Here is a 21,591-nt window from a genome sequence, read left to right on the forward strand (position 1 = left end):
TTCCGGAGGCCCCCATGAAGACAGGCTTCAAGCGCGCCGCCGCACCTCTCGCCCTGTTCACGCTCGCCGCCCTGCTCGCCGGCTGTGGCGGAGACAGCGATTCGGGGTCGAAGAAGGTCACCGTCTGGATGTACCCGGTGATCGCCGATCCCAAGGCCAGCTCCGCCTACTGGGCGCAGATCGAGGCGGACTTCGAGAAAGCCGCACCGGGCACCTCGCTCACCATCGAGCAGCAGCCGTGGGAGAACCGCGACCAGAAGATCGCTACGGCGTTCGGCGGCGGCAAGGGGCCGGACGTCGTCCTGCTGACGCCCGACCAGATTCCGCAGTTCTCCGCCAGCGGCGCCATCAGCCCGGTGGACGGGGCGCTCAAGGCCAGCGTCGGCAAGTTCCTGCCCGCCGCCCTTGACGCGATGAAACAGAAGGGCAAGATCTACGGCGCGCCCATCTATCAGACCATCACGACCACCGTCTACAACAAGAAGTTGCTGACCGCAGCCGGTGTCGCCACACCGCCCGGCACCTGGGACGAGATCAAGGCCGCCGCCCCCAAGCTCAAGAAGAACGGCGTCGCCCTCCTCGACTACTCCGCCAGCAACGAGGCCTCGCTGAACCTCAACTTCTATCCGCTGCTGTGGCAGGCCGGCGGCAGCGTCTTCGCCGAGGACGGCAAGAAGGCCGCCTTCAACAGTCCCGAGGGTGTCGAGGCCCTCACCTTCCTCGCCGACCTCTACAAGGCGGGCTCGGTCCCCAGGTCGTCGATGACGAACACCAACCTCCTCGCAGACCAGGCACTCGGCAAGCAGCAGGCTGCCATGGGCTTCTCCGTCGTCCTCGCCGACGCCGAACTGGCCGCGAAGACCTGGGGCCCGGAGAACGTCGTGGTGGGAGCCCCGCTCAGGGGCCCCGCGAAGGAGGTCGCGTTCGGCATCCCCGGTGCGCTCAGCGTCAACGCCAAGTCCGGGAATGCGGCGGGCGCGGAGAAGTTCCTCGCCTTCATGACGGAGCCGGAGCAGGTCAAGTCCCTGGGCAGGGCCAGCGGTTACTTCTCACCGCGTACGGACGTCACCGTGCCGAACGCCTCTCCGTACGCGAAGCAGTACCAGGCGGCGCTGGCGGACGTCAGTCCCGGTGAGCCCAACCCGGCCGCGCGCCAGCTGATGGGTCTGCTCGCGCCGGAGATCCAGGCGGCCCTGGCGGGGAAGAAGAGCCCGAAGGAAGCGCTCGACTCGGCGGCCAAGGCGGCCGACGACCTGCTGGCGCGGCAGCGTTGAGCGAGGAGATCACACGCGAAACGGCCTCGCGCGAGGCGGCCACAGGTGAACCGGCCACGCGCGAGGCGGCCTCGCATGGGGTGGCCACAGGTGAACCGGCCACGCGCGAGGTGGCCACCGTCCGCGTACAGGCCACCGGCAAGCAGGCCGTTCGCAAGGCGGGCCGTCACCAAGGCCGGCCCGGCACCCCCGCACGACGGCGCGAGGCCCTCGTGGGCCTCGCGTTCGTGGCCCCCATGCTGGTGCTGTTCATCGTCTTCCGATTCGGCCCGACCATCGGTGCGGTGTTCCTCTCGCTCACCGACTACCGGCTCAGCGGCGAATGGCGGTTCATCGGGGCCGAGAACTACACCCGCCTGTTCGAGGACGACCTGTTCTGGGGGAGCCTGGGCGTCACCGCCGTCTACACCGCGGTCTATGTCCCGATGACCGTGCTGCTCGCTCTCGGCACGGCCGTGCTGCTGCACCGCACCATCTGGCTGCGGGGCTTCTTCCGCGGCCTGTTCTTCCTGCCCTACGTCACCAGCATCGTGCTGGCCGCCGTCATCTGGAAGTGGATCTACCAGGTCGACGACGGGCTCCTCAACGCCGCACTCGGCGCCCTCTCCCTCGGCCCGGTCGACTTCCTCGGTGATGAGTCCCTTGTCCTGCCCTCCATTGCCGCGACCTCCGCCTGGAAGGGCTTCGGCTACACCATGCTGATCCTTCTCGCCGGGCTCCAGTCCATCCCCCGCGAGATCACCGAGGCGGCGACCATCGACGGCGCCGGCGCCTGGCAGCGCTTCCGCTGGGTGACGCTGCCGCTGCTGCGGCCCGTGCTTTTCTTTGTGCTCGTCATCGAGGCGATCCAGGCCTTCCAGGTCTTCGACGCGATGTATGTCATGACCGCGGGCGGACCGATCCGGGCCAGCTATTCGCTCGTCTACTTCCTGTACGACTCGGGCTTCAAGTACTTCGACTTCGGGTACGCCAGCGCGGTCGGCCTGATGCTCTTCCTCGTCGTCCTGATCTTCTCGCTCATCCAGCGCCGGCTCATCGGAAGGGAGGCGGACTGATGGCGCGGCTCAGACTCCCCGTGCTGCTGATCCTGGTCGCGTTCGTCACCGTCACGCCGTTCCTGGTGATGGTGCTGGTCGCCTTCGCCCCGCCGGGCGGTCAGACCCTCCCCGGTGCCTTCGACCTCACCCGCGCCACCTGGCAGAACTTCTCCGACGTCCTCAGCGGTGCGGACATTGGCCGCTGGGCGCTCAACTCCCTCGTGTATTCGCTGGTTTCGGTCGTGCTGATCCTGCTGTTCTCGTCGATGGCCGGATACGCCTTCGCCAAGAAGCGGTTCCCCGGGCGCGAGATCCTATTCTGGGCGTTCCTCGCGACGCTGATGGTGCCCTTTCAGGCCACCCTCATCCCGTACTACATCCTGGTGTCGAAGATGGGCGGCGTCGACACGTACTGGGGGCTGATCGTGCCGACGCTCGCCAACTCCCAGGCTGTTTTCCTGATGCGGCAGTTCATGTACCAGTTGCCCGACGAGCTCTTCGAGGCGGCGAAGATCGACGGAGCGTCGGAGTGGCGGATCTACACCACCATCGTCATTCCGCTCATCCGGCCGATCCTGGCGACCCTCGGGGTGTTCGTCTTCCTGTGGCACTGGAACGACTTCCTCTGGCCGCTGGTGATCGGGCAGTCCGAGCAGATGCGCACCCTCACCGTCGGCCTCGCCACGCTGCAGGGCGAGAACATGGCCGTCAACCAGATCATGGCCGGGGCCACCATCACCGTGCTGCCCTGCCTGCTCGTCTTCGGACTGCTCCAGCGGTATCTGACCGACTCGATCGCCACCACCGGTCTCAAGAACTGACACCGTCGGCAATAGGCCATCCGGCGGCGCCCGCTCAGCCGCCCAGGCCCGGCAGCACCTCGGTCCCGAACACCTCGATTGCGCTGAGAGCGTCCGTCTGCGGCATGCCGGGCGGCTGGATGCGCAGCACTACGCCATCGGCGCCCATCTCGCCGTACTCGCCGAGCCGCTGCACACACTGGTCCACCGAGCCGATCACGGAGCGCGCCTCGATGTCGTCCCACTGCTGGGCATAGCGCGCGGCGTCGGCCGAGGTGCGCTTCCAGTCGCCGTAGGCGTCGTACAGCCCGCGCAGCGGGCCCTCCAGGGCGGCCCGCGCCTGCTTCGAGGTGGCGGCGGCGTAGCCCTCGCGGCAGACGATGACTTCCGCGCCGAGACTCGCCGCGCCGCGTGGGTAGGAGCGGTACTCCGCGATCTTGCCGGGCAGTTCGGAGTCGAGCTCGTTGAAGGAGGTCGTCCAGCCGTCACACATCCGGGCCGTACGCTCCAGAACGGCGGAGACCCGGCCGCCGTTCCAGATCCGGGGCCGCGGGGACTGCACCGGACGGGGTGCGAGGAAGGCCCGGTCCACCGACGTCCAGCGGCCGTGGTGGGTGACCTCGTCCTCGGTCCACAGCCGGGTGACCAGCTCCAGGCACTCCTCGAAGCGGGACACGCGCTCGCGCGGCTGAGTGCCGTACAGCGTGAACTCCTCGGGCCGGTAGCCGAGTACGAAACCGGCGGTGAGCCGCCCGCCGGAGAGCACATCGATGTGCGCGAGGGTCTCGGCCAGCCACACCGGCTGGTAGACCGGGGCGATCAGCCCCGCCGTGGCGAGCCCGATCCGCTCGGTGTGCGCGGCGAGATACGCCAGAGAGGTGAGGGCCTCGTGGTAGCCGGGCCGGTGCAGATGGCGTTCGCCGAGCACCACCCAGTCGAATCCGGCCTGTTCGGCCAGCCGGACCTGCTCCACCGCATCGGCGAGCCGGGGCCGGTCGGCCTTGTCCGCGTAGAGATTGACGTAGAGGCCGACACGCATGGAGCGCTGTGACATTCTCGCTGGCCCTTCCTTTACGGTCCGGGCCGTAAAGGCTAGCGTGTCGCCAACGACCGCAACAGACGGGAGAGATCGCCCATGTCTGCGACGGAGGACCTGGTACGCGGGCTGCGCGGCACCGTACTGCCCGCGGTGGCCACTCCCATGGATCCCCGGGGAGTCGTGGACCTCGACGCGCTGCACGGTTACGCGGAGCGGATCGCGGCCGAGCGGATCGGCGGTGTCGCCGTCTGGGCACACACCGGCCGCGGTCTTCATCTCTCCGGGCCCGACCGTCATCAGGTGCTGCGCATCTGGCGGGACGTGGTCGAAGGGCCGATCGTGGCAGGCGTGGGGGTGCCACGCTCCGTCCGCCCCAGCAACCTGCGGGAGGCATGGGACGCCACCGTCGCGATGGCGGTGGAGGCGGCCGGTCTCGGCGCGGACGCGGTCATGGTCTATCCGCTGGCGCAGTTCGCCGAGCGCCCCGGGGGCCAGTCGGAGGCGGTACGGCTGCATGAGCGGGTGGCCGAGGAGAGCGGGCTGCCGGTGCTCGGCTTCTTTCTGCACGGCGAGGCGGGCGGCTATCCCTACCCGCCCGAGCTGATCCGCCGGCTGCTCGCGCTGCCGTCCGCCGCCGGGGTCAAACTCGCCACGCTGGACCGGGCGATGGCCTGCCAGGACGCGATCCGCGCGGCAGGCGAGAGCGGCAAGCTGGTCATCACCGGCGAGGACCGGATGTTCGGTCCCTCGCTGATGTGGGGCGCGGACTCCGCGCTGGTGGGCATCGCGGCGGCGCGGGTGTCCCTGACGACGGCGGTCCTGGACAGCTGGCGGGCGGGTGACCACACCGGGTTCGTACGGGCGTCGGCCCGGCTGGACCGGTTCGCGGAAGCGACCTTCCTGGCGCCCATCGAGGGCTATGTACAGCGGATGCTGTGGGCGGCGGTCTGGGAGGGGCTGATCCCGGAGGAGGCGGCGCACGATCCGTACGGCCCGAAGCTGCCTGCCGGCGAGCGCCAGGCGGTCGTCTCGTGCCTGGAGGCGCTCGCGAAGGACGATGACTAGTCCGAAGCCCGACCTGAGCCGGGCCCGCACCGCGGCGGCTTCCCCCCTGAATCAGGCAAACCCGTATGACTGCCGCACGGAGTATGACCTGCCGCAAAGCCACTGGCGGATCCCGGTGGCCTTGGAATGCGGGACCGTCGGCCGCGCCTGGCTGCTGCCGGGGACTGCCCTTGCCGACGGATTCAGCGGCGCTGACCTGCCTTGTCGACGATGTCGGTGGAGACCCGGGTCGCTGTGGCGATCACTGTGCCCTTCGCCACGAAGGGTCCCCCCGATGCCTTGCCGCTCACGTAGTAGTCGACTCCGGCCACGTAGCGGACGCCCCGGTAGGCGTGGGTCGTGGGGGCGAGCAGCACCTGGATGCTGTTGCGCTCGGTCGCGTAGTCGCGGAAGTTGCCCTCGACGCCGATCGCGATGGCCGTCCGTCCCGCGCCGTCGGTGACCTCGGCCGGCTTCGTCACCCCGTCAAGACCGGTGATGATCCTGTAGATCGTGCCGACTTTGTCGGGCGCGATCACGGGTGATCCGGAGAGGATCTCAACGATCTCCGCGAAGTCCCGCTGCGCCTGGGTCATGCGCGGCGCGCTGACGCTCCGGCTGGGGATGGACCGCTGACGGATCATCCGAAGCGCGGCGGGCGGGTCGTCGGGGAGGTCGGCCACCAGGGCGTCGGAGAGCCGGGGCGAGAGCATCTCCCACCCTCCCTGATAGCGGTCGTTCCACACATCGACGTCGTTCGGGTCCTTCGAGCTGTCATCCGGCGTGGCCAGTGCCCCGCCGTCGTAACGGACCCACTTGTCCTGGTAGCGCGGCTTCGCCGGCTTGGCCACGCACGGCTGTGAAGAAGGCCCCAGATTGAAATAGCCGGCTTCGCTGTAGCCGATCGTGCTGGCGCCGCTGCCGCACTGCCACGTGTCCCACCGGACCTGCTGGTGCACCCACTGGCCGGGCCGGGGCGTGAGTGCCGGGGACGTGTTGTCCTGCTGCCTCGGTGGCAGTGTGGTCAGCAGGGCGGCCGCCGTCACCGCAGTGGCCGCACCGACGGCCGCGAGCTTCCATCCCCCGCGCCTGCGCCGTGGCTTGGTGATCTCGTTCAGCAGTCGTTGCCGGGCCGGGGTGAGCCGGGCGTGGTCGGGTACGGGAGCGTCGGCGCGCAGCTGCCGGACCGCTGCCATCTCATCCACGGCCCGCCACCTCCTGGAAGTCGTATACGAGCGTGGGGTCGACGCCGCCGAGAGCGTTGCGGACCTTCTTGCGGGCCCGGTTGAGGCGGGAGCGGACCGTGCCCACCGGGATGGACAGTGCTTCGGCGACCTCCTGGTAGCCGAGGTCGGCCCAGGCGACCAGCAGCAGTACATGCCGGTCACCTGCCGACAGGGCGGCCAGAGCGCCCGCGAGCAGCCCCTGCGCCGCCTGGGCAGCGACCCGGTTGTCGGAACGGTCGGTCCATGACTCGGCCACGGGGTCGTGGCGGGTGCGGGCCAGTGCCCTGAGCGCACGTACCTCGGTGCGGCGATGCCTTCCGATGACGTTGGCGGCTATCCCGTACAGCCAGGGCTGGGCGCTTGAGCGTGCGAGGTCGTAGCGCGCACGCATGCGAAATGCGGTCAGGAAGGTGTCGGCGGTGATGTCCTCGGCCGACCCCTCGCCGAGCCGGCGGGCCGCATAACGATGAATTCCCGCGGCGTGCCGGTGATAGAGCTCGCCGAAGAGCTCGGGGCGCTCAAGGGAGTCGGCGATGATCGTGGCGTCCTCGTCAGGTCTGCCGGGCGAGCCGTTCACGCGGTCTCCCGTGTCTGCTGTCGGTGAGGGGACATCCCTTATTGCCCGAAGCCCGCGAAGGGGTTCACGGCTGGGCCCTGGCGCGTATCCCTCCCGGCTCCCTGCCGCGGTCATGGCCGTGAACTCGTTGCCCGGCTACGGGCAAGTAGAAGTGACCGATCATTTGAAACGTGGGGAGTGGAGTTCTGTTGAGGCACTCGGTGAGAGATGTGGGGAGCAGATGGGCCGGGGCGCTGCTCGCGGTGTTGGCGCTGTTCACGTCGATGCTGGTTTCGGCAGGCCCCGCCCAGGCTGCCGCGCCTCTGCCAGGAGGCAAGGCGAACTGGGTGGTCTCCGTCGGCCATATGGATCTGGCCTCGAAGGACAACTACCGCAACTGGGTGCGGCTCGGGTACTACGTCTTCAACACCAACGGAACGGTGACCACCAGCTACTGGAACTGGAACCAGAGGGACCAGCCGAAGCGGGTGGATGCGATGACCGCGGACTGCGGCGGGGCTGTACCCACGTGCGCAGTCCGGACGGTCGAGGGGTTCGCCGGCGACCCCACGGGGGGTTTCCAGGGCACCTTCGGCTACACGACCGACGGACGGCTCACCGTGACGTGGAACAAGGACACGGCTGGGAAGCCGCTCACAGACCCACTCACCGAGTACTGGAACCTGGAGACCGGACTTGCCTCCGGAGGGGCTGCCCGGATCACCAGCCCTACGTTCTACGGCGCGTACGGCAATGACGTTGAAGTTCCTGCCCCGGGGGTGTTCTCCACCTACACGGCCAACTTCGGTGTCGGATACGGCAGCAATGCTTCGCTGGACCGCGCGAGCAGGGCGACCATGAGCCAGCTCATTAATGACCCGCGCTACAACGCCCAGCCGTACAAGGGTGCTTTCGTCGTGACAAAGGCATCGTCGTCGGACCCCAACACCCGCACAGGCATCGTGGGACGCGAAGGGGCGGGCGGAACCTGGTCCTTCGGCGCCGCATCGAATCCGTGGCGGCTCTGCAATGGCAGTCCGTGCACGGGCTGGCTTCAGCCCAACAGCAGTTGCAGCGGCACGGACAAGGACCGCGTGCGCTATATCGGAGAAGTCGGCGGGGGCAGGCGCAACACCGAGGAGTACTGGTGCCAGTCCCTGGCCCAGGGCCAGCCCTGCTACAAGCACAACTCACATCCCCGCCCGATGCTTCAGGTCATCGACGACTCCGGAAAGTTCCAGGGATGGGTGGGTGTTGAAGCGTTCACTCACGTGAGCACCAGCACCGGGCTGCCGGACAGCAGCTGGGTCGCAGGCTATTGGGGCATCTTCGACACGGTCTCGGCAGCTCTCCAGCCAAAACTCCCGAACTGACCCGCTCGACGTGGCGTCAACCATCAGACATGTGCCGGAAGTCGGGCATCCCATTCCTTCTGGGATGGCGCGGCGCCTGGTGTGGATCGGCTGCTGATCAAGTTGGCTCGAAGTACATTCGATTCGATTTCTTTGGAGGGACTATGTCCTGGAAGCGCAACTCGGTCGTTGGTGGGGTGACCTCAATGGCCCTTGCGCTTGGGTCACTTGTCGCCCTTGCGCCGCAAGCATCTGCGTACAACCTTCTGGGGTGCAGGTACAACGCCGGTGGTAACACGCTCAAGTGGTCGAACGTGACGTCGTCGTACGCGTACTCAAATCCTGCCCAAGTCAGCATCGAGGCGTGGAACTCGACATCGACGCAATTCAATTTCACCCAGGTGAACACCGGAGCGAACTTGCGTGTCGCTGACGGCAACTTCGGCAATGCGGGCGGGGTCGACGGCGCACTCCTTGACGCGTCCGGAGTCGATCTCAACAACGACAGCGCACTGCACAAGTGCAACAGTTCCGGCTACTGGACGGAGACCACTACGGCCTGGATCAACCGCTACTACGCCGACTCCTATCCCGGAGCGAAGAAGAAGGACGTACTGGTGCACGAAATCGGCCACGCCCTCGGGCTCGCCCACCGGGACACAACGGCCTGCTCGACCACCTCCATCATGGACACAACCACCAAGGACCGCTACGACATATGCGGCCTCACGGAACCCACCCAGGACGATATAAACGGCGCCAACGCACTCTACTGATCGCCGCAACCCCCAGGAGGGAATCACATGAGGTCTCGAAAGATTGCCATCGCGACAGCCGGCCTGATGGCGGTGCTCGTCTCCGGATGCGGCACAAGCAGTGCCAAGTCGGCCATGCCGACACTGCATGCCAGTCGGGTGAAGGACTACAAGACCTTCGCCGAGCTCAAGCAGGACAGCACTGCTGTCGTCAAGGTAACCGCCTCCGGATCCGTCAAAGACGGTCTCAACAAAATCCCCACAACGGTGACAACCGTGAACGTTGACAGCGTCTTATGGGGCAAGGTCCCCGCGAAGTCTCTGGCGATCCAGCAGCTCGGCCGATCGAACATGAAACTCGACGATACGGGCGCACTCCTTGTGGCCGGCCGCCAGTATCTCCTGTTTGTTCAACCGTTCCATCTGACCCGTGGGGACAATACAAGCCTTTATCAGATCACGGGAGGTCAGGGCGTTTACCAGCTGGACAAGAAGAATTCCGAATACAGCTTTACCGGCGGGGGTGCACCCAAGCTCCCGAAGGAGTTCGCCGCAGAGGAAGCGGTGAACCGCACTCGGTAACCGCACGAGGGCCGAAACCGAGCCGTGGTCGGGACGCCATTCAAGGCATGGCTGCAGAGACGGGCCGCACGCATGTGCGGCCCGTCTCCGGTCCGTCCGCTCGGCGGTCGGCGGGTCAGCCGATGACCCTGGCCAGAGCTCCGGCTCCGGGGAGTCCGGGGCGCAGCCTCTCGTTACGGGCAGGGGCGGGTTGGAGACGGAACCGCCCCCAACCCGAACAGCTCCGCCGCGTTGCGCCACAGCACCCGCTCCAGCTCCGCCATGGTGAACCCCGCGTCGCGGATCACGCCGAGCGACACACACGGGTCGATCAGCGTCGCGTCCGTCCCGAACAGCAGCCTCTCCACCGGCACCCCGGCCTCGCGCGCGTACGCCACACGGCCCGCGTCCGTCGCCGTACGGCAGTGCTCCAGGTAGAGCCGGTCGCACGCGGCCGCGGCGTGTGCCGCCTCGCGCCAGGCGTCGCCGCCCGCATGGCCCATGATCACGCGCAGTCCGGGACGGGATGCCAGCAGCTCGGGAAGCAGCGTGACTTCACGGCCCCAGGTATGCAGCAGCAGCGGCACACCGGCCTCCGCGACCACGTCGAAGGCCTCTGCCATCTCCCGTGACCCCGGCAGCCGTCCCGGATAGTGGGTGTGGATCTTCGCTCCCACGAACCTCCCGGTGTCCAGACAGCGCCGCAGGTCCGCAGCGCTCTTCTCGGGCCGGTTGGGGTTCACCACCGCGTATCCGTACAGCCGCGGCTGGTGCGCCAGCACCTCGCGCAGTGCCGCATTGCCCGCCACCGCGTCGTACACCACCGCCTCGGCGGACGACACGAGCTGCAGATCGATGCCGTACCGGTCCATCTGCCGCAGATTGGTGTCCGCGTCCCCGGTGGTCAGATGGAACTGCCAGCGGCCCACATGCGCGTGCACATCGATGATCGGCATCAGGCCAGCAGCTCCTCGACGTTCTTGGTGGCGATCGCGGCGCGGTCGTCGTCCGAGATGTCCGCGTACCGCAGCCGCAGTGTCTGCGGCGAGATGTCCATGAAGGGCGTGCGCGAGCCGAAGACCAGATGCCGCGGGCCCACCGAGTCCACCACGCGTTCGATGGAGTCGGGCCCGGACAGCATCCGGGTGGTGGCCCGGAAGCCGGGTTCCTCCTGGGCCAGCAGCAGGAAGTCGGCCAGCAGATAGGCGTGCAGATCGAGGAAGACCACATCGGCGCCGCGGCCTGCGAGCGGCGGTCCGAAGCGGCGCGGGTCGCCGTCGTGCAGCAGCGCCATGCCGCGGTCCAGGGCGAGTGAGACCACCCGCCGGTATCCGGGGAAGCCGGGCTCGGCCGCCTGCTCGACGGTGAACAGCCGCAGGAATCGCACGCCGGCGGCGGAAAGTTCGTCCAGCCGGGCCTCCGCGGTCAGCGCGTCCCGTACGTCGACCGTGCCCACCGGCAGGAGCTCCGGGCAGCCCGCGAGATCGCGCAGTGTCTCGGCGTTGCCGGCCTCGTCGTCGAAGAGCGGGCCCCGGGTGGACAGCGCCAGCGCGCCGGCGACGGGGGAGCGGGCCAGCCGGGCCCGGACCTCCTCGAGCCCGACATCGAGGTGGTGCCGCGGCCATGACCCGTACAGCACATCCACGTCCCAGCCGACTTGTTCCGCCGGCGTCGGATGCAGCCACTCGTACGCGTTCAGCCACTCATACGCGCTCATCGTGATCCCGCCTCGCCCAGGGCCCGGGCGATCCGGTCCACATCGCCCTCGGTGTACGCCTCGTTCCACTGCAGCACCAGCAGCGTACGGTCGATCAGCCGCTCCGCGCGGGGACACAGGCCCGGCGGATACCCGGGCAGTGCCGGATTGGCGTACAGCGGCCGCTCCAGATAGCCGGGCAGCGCCGGTACGCCCGCGGTCTGGAGGCTCTTCGCCCAGCGGGAGTTGTCGTCGACCAGGAGCGGCACCACCCACCAGGCGTGACCCGCGCGCTGCGCGGGCATCCGGGCGCCGTCGAGCCCGGCGATCGCGGCGGCCAGCCGTTCGGCCCGCTCCCGCCGCAGTCGGACGACCTCGGCGACACGGGTGAGCTGGACCCTGGCCACCGCGGCGGTGAGCTCGGTCATCCGGTAGTTGAGGCCCGCTTCGCGGTGGATGCGGCCCTCCGTGCGGTCCCAGCCCTTGTCCATGAACAGCCGCATATGGCGGGCGAGGGCGGGGTCGTCGGTGACGGAGAGACCGCCGTCGCCGGCGGTGATGTGCTTGTACTGCTGAAGGCTGAAGCAGGCGATGTCCCCCCGCGTGCCCAGCAGCTCGCCCGCCGTGTCCTCGCCGAGCCAGGCCTGGGCGCAGTCCTCGATGAGTACGAGTCCGTGCCGGTCGCAGATCGCGCGCAGCGCGCCGACGTCCGCGGCGCCACCGAAGAGATGCACGGCGATGACGGCCTTGGTACGTGGGGTGACGGCTGCCTCGACGGCCTCCGGGTCGAGATTGCCGTCCTCGGGGCGTACGTCGGCGAACACCACGCGCGCCTGCTGCGCCAGTACGGGCGCGACCGTCCCGAAGTCGGAGAGCGGCGTGGTGATCACCTCGTCCCCCGGGCCGACCCCGGCCGCCGCGACGGCCAGATGCAGGGCCGCCGTCCCTGAGCTGGAAGCCACCGCCTCGGCGCGGGAGTACAGCTGCGCCATCTCGGCTTCCAGGGAACGTGCTTCACTGCCGAAGGCGCTGCACAGCACCGCCGAGTCCAGTACGCGCAGGACCGCGGCCCGTTCCTCCTCGCCGAAGGTACGGCCGCGCGGACCGAGAACTGTTGGCAGGTGCATTTCCCGTTCGGGCATCGGGGCACTATCCTCTCGGCAAGCCTGCAGTTATGGCCTGGGCCGAAATTAGGACGGCCGTTGGCAGGCGTCAAGAAGCACCCCCGGAACCACTCCAGAAGAACGGAGACCGGCCGATGGCTCTCACGGTCGGAGTGATCGGCCCCGACGACCTCGTGCACAAGGTGATCGCGGTCGGCGACCCGGCCGGAGCGGTCCGGCTGGTGGCCCTTCCGTACCGGCACGAGGACGAGACCCTCGAGGTGGTCGCCAAAGCACGGTCGGAGGTCGACGCTCTTCTCTTCACGGGCGTCGTCCCGCATACGCTCGCCACGGCCGCGGGCCTGGTCGACCTGCCCGCGATGTATGTGCCGTACAACGGCGCGACCCTGCTGCGCGCGCTCGTCGAACTGCTCCGCCTCGGCCATGACGTATCCCGCATCTCCATCGACACGCTGCGCCGCAGTGAGGTCATGGAGACCCTCACCGAGGCCAAGCTCCCCACCGAGCATGTGCATGTACTGCCGTACCGGCCGGGACTGACCTCGCGGGACCTGGCCGACTTCCATCTCGCCGCGCGCGACGAGAAGGAGACCCGGGTCGCCATCACCTGTCTCGGCTCGGCCTTCCAGCTACTCGACCACGAGATGCACGCCGTACGTCTGGCGCCGTCCCGGCACTCCATACGCTCCACGCTCCTGGCGCTGACGCTCGCCACCGCGGGACAGCACAGCGGAGACGCGCAGGTCGCTCTCGGCATCATCGATCTCCCGGCGGCCGACCAGGAGCTGGCGGCGGATCTGCGGGTGCTGGGCGGCAGCCTCGTCGACCTGCCCGACGGGCAGCGGCTGGTCGTCACCACGCGCGGAGTGCTGGAGACGGTGAGCGAGCAGTTCACCCGGCTGCCGTTCCTGGACGACCTGGCGGCCCGGCACGGCACCGCGCATGTGGGCTTCGGTCTCGGCCGTACCGCCGCGGAGGCCGAGTCGCTGGCCAGGCGCGCGGTCAAACGGGCCCGTTCGGCGGGCGCGGTGGCCGGAGTCGTCTCGATGACCGACGACGTCGACATCGTGATCGACGGCCAACGGTCCGCGGACGCGCCGCCCGGACAGCCGGCGGGCCCGGAGAGCACGGTGACGCTCGCCCGCCGCGTCGGACTGAACCCGGGGACGCTGGACCGGCTGCGCGAACTGGCCGCCCAGGACCCGGAGTCGGGCATCACCGCGCACCGCGTGGCCGAGCACCTCTCCGTCCAGCAGCGCACGGCCCGCCGCATTCTCAAACGTCTTGAACGGGCGGGCCTGGCCGTCCCCACGGCCGACCGGCAGCAGGGCCAGACCGGCCGCCCCCCGATCGTCTACCGCGTACGCATCTGAGCCCGGTTTTACGGTCCGGGCCGTAAGTCGAAGGAGCCGCGCGTGAAGATCGCCTCGATCAACACCCGTGTCGTCAGGGCCCCTTACCGGCGCCCGTTCGTCATCAGCAGCGGAACCAGCCCCGAACTCATCAGCCTGGTTGTCGAAGTACGTACCACCGACGGCGACTCCGGCCTCGGCGAGGCCTCTCCGATGACCGCCTACACCGGCGAGACCCTCGCCGGGCTCGAAGCAGCCCTCACCGAGCACGCCGCACCCGCGCTCATCGGCCGCGACCCCCGCGACCTGGCGGGAGCGCACGCCGCCATGGACACCGCCATCCGCGGCCAGCACCTCGCCAAGGCGGCCCTCGACATCGCGCTGCACGACGTGGCGGCGCGGGCGGCGGGCTGGCCCGTGCACCTGCTGCTCGGCGGCTGCGCCCGCCCGCGCGTCCCCACCACCTGGGTGGTGGGCCTCGGCACGGTCGAGGAGATGGCGGAGGAGGCGACCGTGTACGCCGTGAAGGGCTTCACCCACATCAAGGTCAAGGGCGGCGAGGACCCGGAGCTCGACGAGCAGCTGGTCCGTTCCGTACGCAAGGCGGTCCCGGACTCCGTCGAGCTCTGCCTGGACGCCAACGAGGGCTACGACCCCGGCACCGCGGCCAGGACGGTGGCCCGGCTGGCCGACGCCGGCCTCGACCTGGTCGAACAGCCGCTGCCCCGCTGGGACTTGGCCGGCATGGCCGCGCTGCGCAGCAGTGGCGGTGTGCGCGTGATGGCCGACGAGAGCATGCAGTCGCTGCACGACGCCCTGGCGATCGTCCGCGGGGGCGCCGCCGATGTCCTCAACATCAAGATCCTCAAGGTGGGTGGGCTCCACCGGGCCCGGCAGGTCGCCGCGCTCGCCGAGTCCGCGGGCCTCGCCGTGAAGATCGGCACCATGCCGGAACTGGGTGTCGCCACACTGGCCGCCGCCCATCTGGCCGCCGCACTTCCGCATGCCACGGTTCCGGCGGATCTGGTGGGGCCGCTGCTGGTGGACGCGGAGCCGCTGGCTCCTACGGCGTTTGCGGGGGTGGGGGACACGGGGTGGATGGACGTGCCGGTGGGGCCGGGCCTGGGCCACGACCTGTAGTGCCTGCGGCGGTCTTTGCCCAGCCGGACGGGCTCACTTTGAGCCCCGCCGGCGATCGAGGCGCGGGGTCCGGGGCGGGTAGGGGAACAGGCCGGGTAGGGGAACAGGCCCGCCCCAGGCGTCAACCCACCCCCGGCGGTTGCTACCGCAGGTGGTCCGCGGCCGACACCACCGGCCCCACCCGCCTCGCCAGTGTCCCCACCGGACCCGTCGGCGTCTCCAGCGCCACCAGCTCCCGCATCGCCCCCGCCGTTTCCTCATCCGTCGCCGCCGTCGCCACCAGCAGCGCGATGAGATGGTCGACCAGCCAATCACGCAGGTCATCGGCCGACGGCTGCTTGCCCTCGTCCAGCCAGATCAGCGACGCCGCCTCGACGGCCGCGATCCAGGTGCGCACCATCAGCCGCAGCCTCAGTCCGGGACGGGCCACCCCGAGATGGACGAGGACGTGCTCCGCCGCGGCCCGCCGCACCTCGTCGACGATCGCGGTCGTACGGGACGTCTCGGCGACGCTGCCGCCGCGCAGCAGTGCGCTGAACCCGGCGTCGTGCTCGTCGACGAAGACGAGATAGCGGTCGAGCACCCGGGAGAGCCGCTCGGTCGGCGGTCCGGCGGGCAGCTCGGCGAAGCACTGCTCCAGCTGGTCCGCGGCGGACCGCAGTGCCGTCTCGTACAACTGCTGCTTGCCGCCGGGGAAGTAGCGGTAGACGAGGGGCCGGGACACACCGGCCGCCTCCGCCACGTCGTCGAGCGAGATCTCGTCCGGCGGCCGGTGCGCGAAGAGCGTGAGCGCGGCGGCGAGAAGCTGCTTACGGCGCTCCTCGACGCTGAGCCGTCGGTACGCACGGGTCGCTGGAGCGGGACTGGTCATGCTCCGCAGCGTAACCGCAGTGTTCGCCACCGTACGGGCCGGCGACGAGTATCACGCCAGCAGCCCGGACGCCTTCCAGAGCCGTCGGCCGGGCCCCCGCAGCACCCCGATGTCGTCCAGGAAGTCGGTGAGCCGCTTCGCGCCCGACTGCATCACCTCGCGCCGGTGTCCGCTCGCCTTCACCTGCGCGACCGCCTCGCGCCGGTCCAGGCCGATGTTCGTGTACACCTGCGGATTGACGAAGCAGACGGAGAAGACCCGCGCCGCCTCTCCGCTGCTGATCCGGGTGACCTCCTGCTCCCAGCGCGGCGCGGTCACCATCTGGCGCCGCAACTCCTCGCGGGCGTACCGCACATGCCGTGCCTCCTCCACCACATGGATCCGGGTGACGCCGCGCACCAGCGTCTGCACGCGCTCGTCCGGGAAGGTCAGCCGCTGCATCCAGTCGAGGATCTCCTCGCCGAGCAGCGTCGCCGCGAACGAACCGGGCGTGGTCGACACGGTCTTCAGCACGCGTGCCAGATTGTGGTACATCCGCGGTACCGGATAGGCGGGCGCCCCGCTCTTCTGGATCATCCTGGCGAACATCATCGAGTGCCGGCACTCGTCCGCGATCTCGGTGAGCGCGTAGCGCACATGGTTGCTGGTCACGGACTTGTCGTAGATGTGGCGCACCAGCAGCTGCATCAGGATGATCTCGAACCAGATGCCGAGCGAGGCGAGCGACGCGCCCTCGTGCCTGGCCAGTTCCAGCCGCTGTTCCTCGGACATCTTGTGCCAGAGCGGGGTGTCGTAGAGGGAGAGCAGCTCCGGCGGCCAGAACCACTTGCCCTCCTCGATGGGAGACTCCCAGTCGAGCTCCTTGTCGGGGTCGAAGGAGTGCTTGGCGGAGGACTCGAGCAGCCGCTCGGCGACCTGTTCGCGGTCCCGGAGCGGGCCGAGTGCGTCACGGAGCAGCTGCACATCGCGTTCGGTCACGGTCGTCATGGTGGAGGGCACCTCACGAGTCGGCATCGGGTCCGGGAATCGCCCCCGGGCAGGCCGAGGCCCGGGGCACGCCTTATGAGACTCTATGTCAGCAAGGTCGTCAATCCCTTGCGCGCGACTTGTTGACTCTTCGTCTACCAACGTGTGAGCCTGCCAACTGTCCTTGGTTGTCACGGGATATGAGGCGAAGGAGCCGTCAGTGTCGACGCACGATCGCTATACACGCGCCCCGGAACACTCCCTCTGGCAGGTCCCGGCCTCAGGCGCGGCCCGCTTCAGCTGGGAGTACGAGGACGGCCGCGACCGCCTCCTCGCCCTGTACCAGAAGGGCAAGGACAAGCAGTGGGACGGCGCCAAGCGCATCGACTGGGACCTGGAGGTCGATCCGTACGATCCGCTGGGCACCCCCGACGAGGCGCTCACGCTCTACGGCTCCCGCCACTGGGCGAAGCTCACCGAGAAGGACAAGGGCGAGCTGCGCAGGCACTACACCTCCTGGCAGTTCAGCCAGTTCCTGCACGGCGAGCAGGGCGCGATGGTGTGCGCGGCGAGGATCGTCGAGTCGGTCCCGGATCTGGACGCGAAGTTCTACTCCGCCACCCAGACCATGGACGAGGCCAGGCACGCCGAGATCTACAGCCGCTTCCTGCACGAGAAGATCGGGATGCTCTACCCGATCAACGACAACCTCCAGGGCCTGCTCGGCGACACCCTGCGCGACTCCCGCTGGGACATGCCGTACCTCGGCATGCAGGTCCTCATCGAGGGCCTCGCGCTCGCGGCGTTCGGCCTGCTGCGCGACACCACGGACAAGCCGCTGCCCAAGCAGATCCTCGCGTACGTCATGCAGGACGAGGCCCGCCATGTGGCCTTCGGGCGGATGGCGCTGCGCGACTACTACAAGGAGCTCAGCGACGCGGAGCTGCGTGAGCGCGAGGAGTTCGTCATCGAGGGCTGCTACCTGATGCGCGACCGGCTGAGCGGAGTGGAGGTCCTGGAGAACTTCGGCATCCCCAAGCAGGAGGCGGCCGAGCTGTCCGAGCAGTCCGAATACCTGCAGCTGTTCCGGAAGTTGCTGTTCAGCCGGATCGTGCCGTGCGTCAAGGACATCGGGCTGTGGGGCGAGCGGCTGCAGAAGGCCTATCTGGACATGGGCGTCTTCGAGATGGGCGACGCCAACCTCGACCTGCTGATGTCCCAGGACGAGGAGATCGCCGAACAGCTCGACCGCGAGCGCTTCGCGGCGGAGGAGCAGGCACGGGTGTCCGAGGTCGAGGAGGCAATCGCGGACGGAGCGCAGCCCGCCTAGGCCGGCGGGCCCAGGAGGGATCGCGGACGGCGCGCCCGCCTAGGCCGGCGGGCCCAGGAACCGGCGCACCAGCGCGGCCACCGCCGCCGGCTCCTCGAGCAGCATGGCGTGCGTGGCGTCGATGTCCTCGACCGTCGCCGTGGGGCGCTCGTCCGCGAGCCGGGCCAGCTCCTGGTCGAGGCCCTTCGCATACGCCTCCAGCAGCTCGTCGAACCACTCCATGCCGGGCATCGACGGCTGCGGCCGCCGGGCCCGGACCAGCAGCTGCGGGCACGGCACGCGGTGCAGCAGGGCGAACACATCGAGGCCGTCCATGGCGTCGTACATCTCGAGCGCGGCGGCGCGCTCGGGCAGCGTCTGCCACTGCCCGCCGGGCAGTTCGCGCACCGCACCGCGGGCAGCAGCCTCGGCCCGTTCGTACGGGATCCCGAACTGCCCGGCGTACTCGGCCTGTTGGCGCGGATACGCCGCCGGCACCACCGCGCCCGCGGCGGCCCGCGCCATCTCCTTGACCCGCTCGGCCCCCGGATACTGACCGGGCCGCCCCCACCAGAACCCGTCCAGGTTCACGGCGGCGGGGGTAGTGCCAGGGTGGGCGTCGGCGTACAGCGCGGCGATCATCCCGCCGAGGGAGTGCCCGACGGGGATGGCGTCCGGGACGCCGTAGGTGTCCAGAGTGGCCTCGATGTCCCGGAGCACGGTCTCGAAGGTCCAGGGCGCGCGGTACGCGGAGCGGCCGTGGGCGGGCAGATCGACGGCGAGGACGCGGTGCTCCGCGGTGAGCAGCGGCCCGACGGCTTCCCAGTCGCCGAGTGAGCGCCCCGCGCCGTGCAGGAGGACGAGCGGTGGGCCTTCGCCGCCGTGGTCGTGTACGTGGAGGGAGGTCATGGCCTTCACCGTAGGGCGTGTGCGGAGCCTCAAGATCGTCCGTCAGAAGGACGGAACGAGGCGCCCCTCCGGGCCATAATGGATGTACCCCACACACCCGCGCCGGGCACCATGGTGGCCATGACGACCGCTGTGACCCAGGCCCACCGTGACGCCGCCCGCCGCAGCCTCGAAGGGCTCGCTCTGGGGGACGCGTTCGGCGAGCGCTGGTTCCCTCTCTTCCGTGATCGCGACCGGGCATACGACGACATCCGGGCCAGGCGCACACCCGAAGAACCCGACTGGCACTGGACGGACGACACCGCGATGGCCCTCGCCATCCAGCGCGTGCTCGACCAGTACGGCGAGATCGACCAGGACCGGCTGGCCGCCTGCTTCGCGCTCACCTTCGACGCCGACCCGGCGCGCGGTTACGGCCACGGGATGCACATGCTGCTGCCCGAGCTCCTGGAGGAGCCGGAGCGCTGGCGCACTCTCGCCCCCGAGCTATTCGAGGGCGGCAGCCTCGGCAATGGCGCGGCGATGCGGGTGGCCCCGCTCGGCGCCTGGTTCAGCGGCGACCTCGAACTGGCCGGCCGCCAGGCGGAGCTGTCCGCCCGAGTGACGCATGCCCACCCCCAAGGCGTGGCCGGCGCGGTGGCGGTCGCCACGGCGTCGGCGCTCGCGGCCCGCGGCGAACTGACAGTCGCGGCTGTCGCGGAGCGCACGCCGGCGGGGACGGTACGCGACGGCCTGGCCCGGGCGGCTGAACTGCCGTTCACCACGGAGCCCTGGAAGGCGGCGGACATCCTCGGCAACGGCCAGCGCATTCGCGCCGACGACACCGTCCCCTTCGCGGTGTGGACGGCGACGCGCCACCGGGACGACCTGGAGGCGGCCCTGTGGTCCACGGCAGAGGGCTTCGGCGACGTGGACACGACGTGCGCGATCACGGGCGGAATCGTGGGCGCTTCGACGGGAGTCGGGGGCGTACCGCCGGAGTGGCTGGAGCGCCGCGAAGCGCTGCCCGGACGGTGAGGGGGCGGGGCGTCGGCGGCCTACGGCCGGGTCCGGGGGCGCGGGGACCGAGGCCGGCCGGTCACTCGTCTCCCGGTGGCGGGAAGCTCGTCCGCAGGGTGAATGCCTCCGGCGTCGGCCCGTGCTCGCGTATGTGCAGCAGGCGCCTCTCCGCCTCCTCCACCGTCGGGCGGTGGCCCGGCTCCACCCACCACAGGGTGGTCATGATCTCCTGTATCCGCTCGAACCACTCGTAGCGGCGGCCCAGCAGCTCCCGGTGCTGTCCCTGGTACATGAACGCCGTCAGTGCATTGGTGTCCCGCCACACCGACATGTTCACGATCAGCCACTCGTCCCCGAACACCGGCACGTCCGTGGCATTGCCGGTGTCGCTCTTCAGCCGCCAGATGAAGCCGTCCGCCGCGTCCGCGACCGCGTTCACCGGATCGAGGCCGTCGACGAAATCCTTCAACTCCGGGGAATCCAGCGGAAATTTGAGTCGGGCTATGTTCACCTGGGCGAGTTCGAAGGTCATGGGCGCACGATAATCGTGCCCTGCTCCGCCGCCACCGCCATTTCGAGGAGCGAGACGTCCGCGCCGCGCGCCGCCACCAGCTGCAGGCCGACCGGACATCCGTCGCTCGTGAAGCCGGCCGGGATACTGGCCGCCGGATGGCCGCTGAGATTGAACGCCCAGGTCAGTGCGGTGGAGTAGAGCTCGCCAGGGCCGTCGTGGCCATGCGGGCGGTTCGGGGTCGCCGGAGTGAGCAGCAGCTCCGTGTCCGCGAAGAGCGCATCGAGCCGGCGGTCGTTCTCGCCGCGCACCGCCGCCCCCGCCGAAGGCTCCCCGCGCCGCACCGCCTGCCAGGCCTCCCGCGGGTCGAGCAGGGCGAGCGGCCGCCCGTCGAGGCGTACGATTCCGGCCGCAGCCAGTCGTTCCGCCGCCGCCCGCGCCACCGACTCCACCTCAGGTTCCGTCCGCGCGAACCCCAGGTCCGCGGACCAGCGCGCCCGTACCGGCAACTCCACCCGCATGTCCTCGTACCCGTCCAGCACACAGCGCAGATACGCCCGCGCGTCCGCCGCCGAGCGGGTCAACACGCCCGCCGAGGCCAGACCCGTCCGGTCCGGGGACGGCAGCAGCCCGTTCGTCGTCTTCAGGCCGAACACTCCGCACCACGCCGCCGGGATCCGCACCGACCCGGCCCCGTCGCTGCCGGTGGCGAGCCCCACCATCCCCGCCGCGACCGCCACCGCCGAGCCCGCCGATGAACCGCCCGGCGTACGGTCCGCACGCCATGGGTTGACCGTACGACCGTGGGCGCCGAGACCCCAGGTCTGCCAGTACGTGCCGGGGCCCGGCACCGCCGTCGAGCCGACCGTCACCGCGCCCGCCGCGATCAGCCGCCGGGCCGCGTACGAATGGATGCCGGACGGTCCCTTGACCGCGAACGGGCGTCCGGCCAGCGGGAGTTCGGGGTCCACCTCGCGCGCGAGCGCCTGCTCGGGCCACACCTCGACGAAGGCGCACAGTTCAGGGTCCAGCCGCGCGATCCGCTCCAGCGCTTCCACCACCGTCATGGG

Annotated in this window: 22 protein-coding genes; 11 read left to right on the plus strand and 11 right to left on the minus strand. The window is 69.6% G+C overall.

The features are described from left to right. Positions 1-14: 14 nt before the first annotated feature. From ACFYXH_RS04710 to ACFYXH_RS04720, 3 genes are all read left to right on the plus strand, one after another. Positions 15-1,274 carry an ABC transporter substrate-binding protein gene (locus ACFYXH_RS04710; RefSeq protein ID WP_389560526.1) on the plus strand — a complete coding sequence of 420 codons (1,260 nt, stop codon included), beginning with the start codon at positions 15-17 and terminating at the stop codon, positions 1,272-1,274. A gap of 80 nt (positions 1,275-1,354) precedes the next feature. Then, a complete protein-coding gene (locus ACFYXH_RS04715) occupies positions 1,355-2,329 on the plus strand; it encodes a carbohydrate ABC transporter permease (protein ID WP_389560528.1) in 975 nt (324 codons plus the stop codon). Next, entirely contained in the window at positions 2,329-3,132 is an 804-nt protein-coding gene (locus ACFYXH_RS04720; RefSeq protein WP_385305796.1) for a carbohydrate ABC transporter permease, read from the plus strand. Before ACFYXH_RS04715 ends, ACFYXH_RS04720 begins: the two co-directional genes overlap by 1 nt. 34 nt (positions 3,133-3,166) lie before the next feature. On the opposite strand, the gene ACFYXH_RS04725 is transcribed toward ACFYXH_RS04720, so the two are convergent. Next, positions 3,167-4,165, minus strand: a complete 999-nt coding sequence (locus tag ACFYXH_RS04725; RefSeq protein ID WP_389560530.1) for an LLM class flavin-dependent oxidoreductase — start codon at positions 4,163-4,165, stop codon at positions 3,167-3,169. Between the two features lie 81 nt (positions 4,166-4,246). Here ACFYXH_RS04725 and ACFYXH_RS04730 point away from each other — a divergent pair, with 81 nt between their 5' ends. Beyond that, on the plus strand, positions 4,247-5,215 hold the full coding sequence (locus ACFYXH_RS04730; protein ID WP_389560532.1) for a dihydrodipicolinate synthase family protein: 969 nt from the start codon (positions 4,247-4,249) through the stop codon (positions 5,213-5,215). A 182-nt stretch (positions 5,216-5,397) separates the two neighbouring features. On the opposite strand, the gene ACFYXH_RS04735 is transcribed toward ACFYXH_RS04730, so the two are convergent. Beyond that, positions 5,398-6,399: a hypothetical protein gene (locus ACFYXH_RS04735; protein WP_389560533.1), complete on the minus strand. Its 1,002-nt coding sequence runs from the start codon at positions 6,397-6,399 to the stop codon at positions 5,398-5,400. Next, positions 6,392-6,997: an RNA polymerase sigma factor gene (locus ACFYXH_RS04740; protein WP_389560535.1), complete on the minus strand. Its 606-nt coding sequence runs from the start codon at positions 6,995-6,997 to the stop codon at positions 6,392-6,394. Before ACFYXH_RS04740 ends, ACFYXH_RS04735 begins: the two co-directional genes overlap by 8 nt. 209 nt (positions 6,998-7,206) lie before the next feature. Between ACFYXH_RS04740 and ACFYXH_RS04745 the strand changes: the two genes are divergently transcribed. From ACFYXH_RS04745 to ACFYXH_RS04755, 3 genes are all read left to right on the plus strand, one after another. Then, on the plus strand, positions 7,207-8,349 hold the full coding sequence (locus ACFYXH_RS04745) for a hypothetical protein (RefSeq protein WP_389560537.1): 1,143 nt from the start codon (positions 7,207-7,209) through the stop codon (positions 8,347-8,349). A 185-nt stretch (positions 8,350-8,534) separates the two neighbouring features. Continuing rightward, positions 8,535-9,104, plus strand: a complete 570-nt coding sequence (locus ACFYXH_RS04750; protein ID WP_389560669.1) for a matrixin family metalloprotease — start codon at positions 8,535-8,537, stop codon at positions 9,102-9,104. 27 nt (positions 9,105-9,131) lie between these two features. Then, complete coding sequence (locus ACFYXH_RS04755; protein WP_389560538.1) at positions 9,132-9,665, plus strand: hypothetical protein; 534 nt, start codon at positions 9,132-9,134, stop codon at positions 9,663-9,665. 173 nt (positions 9,666-9,838) lie between these two features. Here the strand turns inward: ACFYXH_RS04755 and ACFYXH_RS04760 are convergent, their stop codons facing one another. Genes ACFYXH_RS04760 through ACFYXH_RS04770 form a run of 3 tightly spaced genes read right to left on the minus strand, consistent with a single transcriptional unit; the run spans position 9,839 to position 12,482 of the window. Beyond that, positions 9,839-10,600 (minus strand): amidohydrolase family protein, encoded by a 762-nt coding sequence (locus ACFYXH_RS04760; RefSeq protein ID WP_327326064.1) that lies wholly within the window; start codon positions 10,598-10,600, stop codon positions 9,839-9,841. Further along, on the minus strand, positions 10,600-11,361 hold the full coding sequence (locus ACFYXH_RS04765; protein WP_389560540.1) for a hypothetical protein: 762 nt from the start codon (positions 11,359-11,361) through the stop codon (positions 10,600-10,602). The genes ACFYXH_RS04760 and ACFYXH_RS04765 overlap by 1 nt, the downstream gene beginning before the upstream one ends. Then, positions 11,358-12,482 carry a DegT/DnrJ/EryC1/StrS family aminotransferase gene (locus tag ACFYXH_RS04770; RefSeq protein ID WP_389560543.1) on the minus strand — a complete coding sequence of 375 codons (1,125 nt, stop codon included), beginning with the start codon at positions 12,480-12,482 and terminating at the stop codon, positions 11,358-11,360. Before ACFYXH_RS04770 ends, ACFYXH_RS04765 begins: the two co-directional genes overlap by 4 nt. A 116-nt stretch (positions 12,483-12,598) precedes the next feature. On the opposite strand from ACFYXH_RS04770, the gene ACFYXH_RS04775 reads away from it, so the two are divergent. Further along, positions 12,599-13,837: a hypothetical protein gene (locus ACFYXH_RS04775; protein WP_389560545.1), complete on the plus strand. Its 1,239-nt coding sequence runs from the start codon at positions 12,599-12,601 to the stop codon at positions 13,835-13,837. Positions 13,838-13,879: 42 nt separating this feature from the next. After that, positions 13,880-14,956, plus strand: a complete 1,077-nt coding sequence (locus ACFYXH_RS04780) for a mandelate racemase/muconate lactonizing enzyme family protein (protein ID WP_389560546.1) — start codon at positions 13,880-13,882, stop codon at positions 14,954-14,956. A gap of 142 nt (positions 14,957-15,098) precedes the next feature. On the opposite strand, the gene ACFYXH_RS04785 is transcribed toward ACFYXH_RS04780, so the two are convergent. Together ACFYXH_RS04785 and ACFYXH_RS04790 are read right to left on the minus strand one after the other, a co-directional pair. Beyond that, positions 15,099-15,827, minus strand: a complete 729-nt coding sequence (locus ACFYXH_RS04785) for a TetR/AcrR family transcriptional regulator (RefSeq protein ID WP_389560548.1) — start codon at positions 15,825-15,827, stop codon at positions 15,099-15,101. A 51-nt stretch (positions 15,828-15,878) separates the two neighbouring features. After that, positions 15,879-16,814 (minus strand): diiron oxygenase, encoded by a 936-nt coding sequence (locus ACFYXH_RS04790; protein WP_385305781.1) that lies wholly within the window; start codon positions 16,812-16,814, stop codon positions 15,879-15,881. Positions 16,815-17,013: 199 nt separating this feature from the next. Here ACFYXH_RS04790 and ACFYXH_RS04795 point away from each other — a divergent pair, with 199 nt between their 5' ends. After that, complete coding sequence (locus tag ACFYXH_RS04795) at positions 17,014-18,123, plus strand: ferritin-like domain-containing protein (RefSeq protein ID WP_389560550.1); 1,110 nt, start codon at positions 17,014-17,016, stop codon at positions 18,121-18,123. Positions 18,124-18,162: 39 nt separating this feature from the next. Here ACFYXH_RS04795 and ACFYXH_RS04800 read toward each other — a convergent pair whose 3' ends face one another. After that, positions 18,163-19,011 (minus strand): alpha/beta fold hydrolase, encoded by an 849-nt coding sequence (locus tag ACFYXH_RS04800; protein ID WP_389560551.1) that lies wholly within the window; start codon positions 19,009-19,011, stop codon positions 18,163-18,165. Positions 19,012-19,131: 120 nt separating this feature from the next. Between ACFYXH_RS04800 and ACFYXH_RS04805 the strand changes: the two genes are divergently transcribed. Next, positions 19,132-20,028 carry an ADP-ribosylglycohydrolase family protein gene (locus tag ACFYXH_RS04805; RefSeq protein ID WP_389560553.1) on the plus strand — a complete coding sequence of 299 codons (897 nt, stop codon included), beginning with the start codon at positions 19,132-19,134 and terminating at the stop codon, positions 20,026-20,028. A 61-nt stretch (positions 20,029-20,089) separates the two neighbouring features. Here ACFYXH_RS04805 and ACFYXH_RS04810 read toward each other — a convergent pair whose 3' ends face one another. Together ACFYXH_RS04810 and ACFYXH_RS04815 are read right to left on the minus strand one after the other, a co-directional pair. Next, positions 20,090-20,542, minus strand: a complete 453-nt coding sequence (locus tag ACFYXH_RS04810; protein WP_389560554.1) for a DUF3291 domain-containing protein — start codon at positions 20,540-20,542, stop codon at positions 20,090-20,092. Continuing rightward, positions 20,539-21,588, minus strand: coding sequence for an amidase family protein (locus ACFYXH_RS04815; protein ID WP_389560555.1), 1,050 nt, complete (start codon positions 21,586-21,588; stop codon positions 20,539-20,541). Before ACFYXH_RS04815 ends, ACFYXH_RS04810 begins: the two co-directional genes overlap by 4 nt. Positions 21,589-21,591: the final 3 nt, after the last annotated feature.

Origin of the sequence: Streptomyces sp. NPDC002730 (genome assembly GCF_042888805.1) — a bacterium.
Classification (GTDB): domain Bacteria; phylum Actinomycetota; class Actinomycetes; order Streptomycetales; family Streptomycetaceae; genus Streptomyces.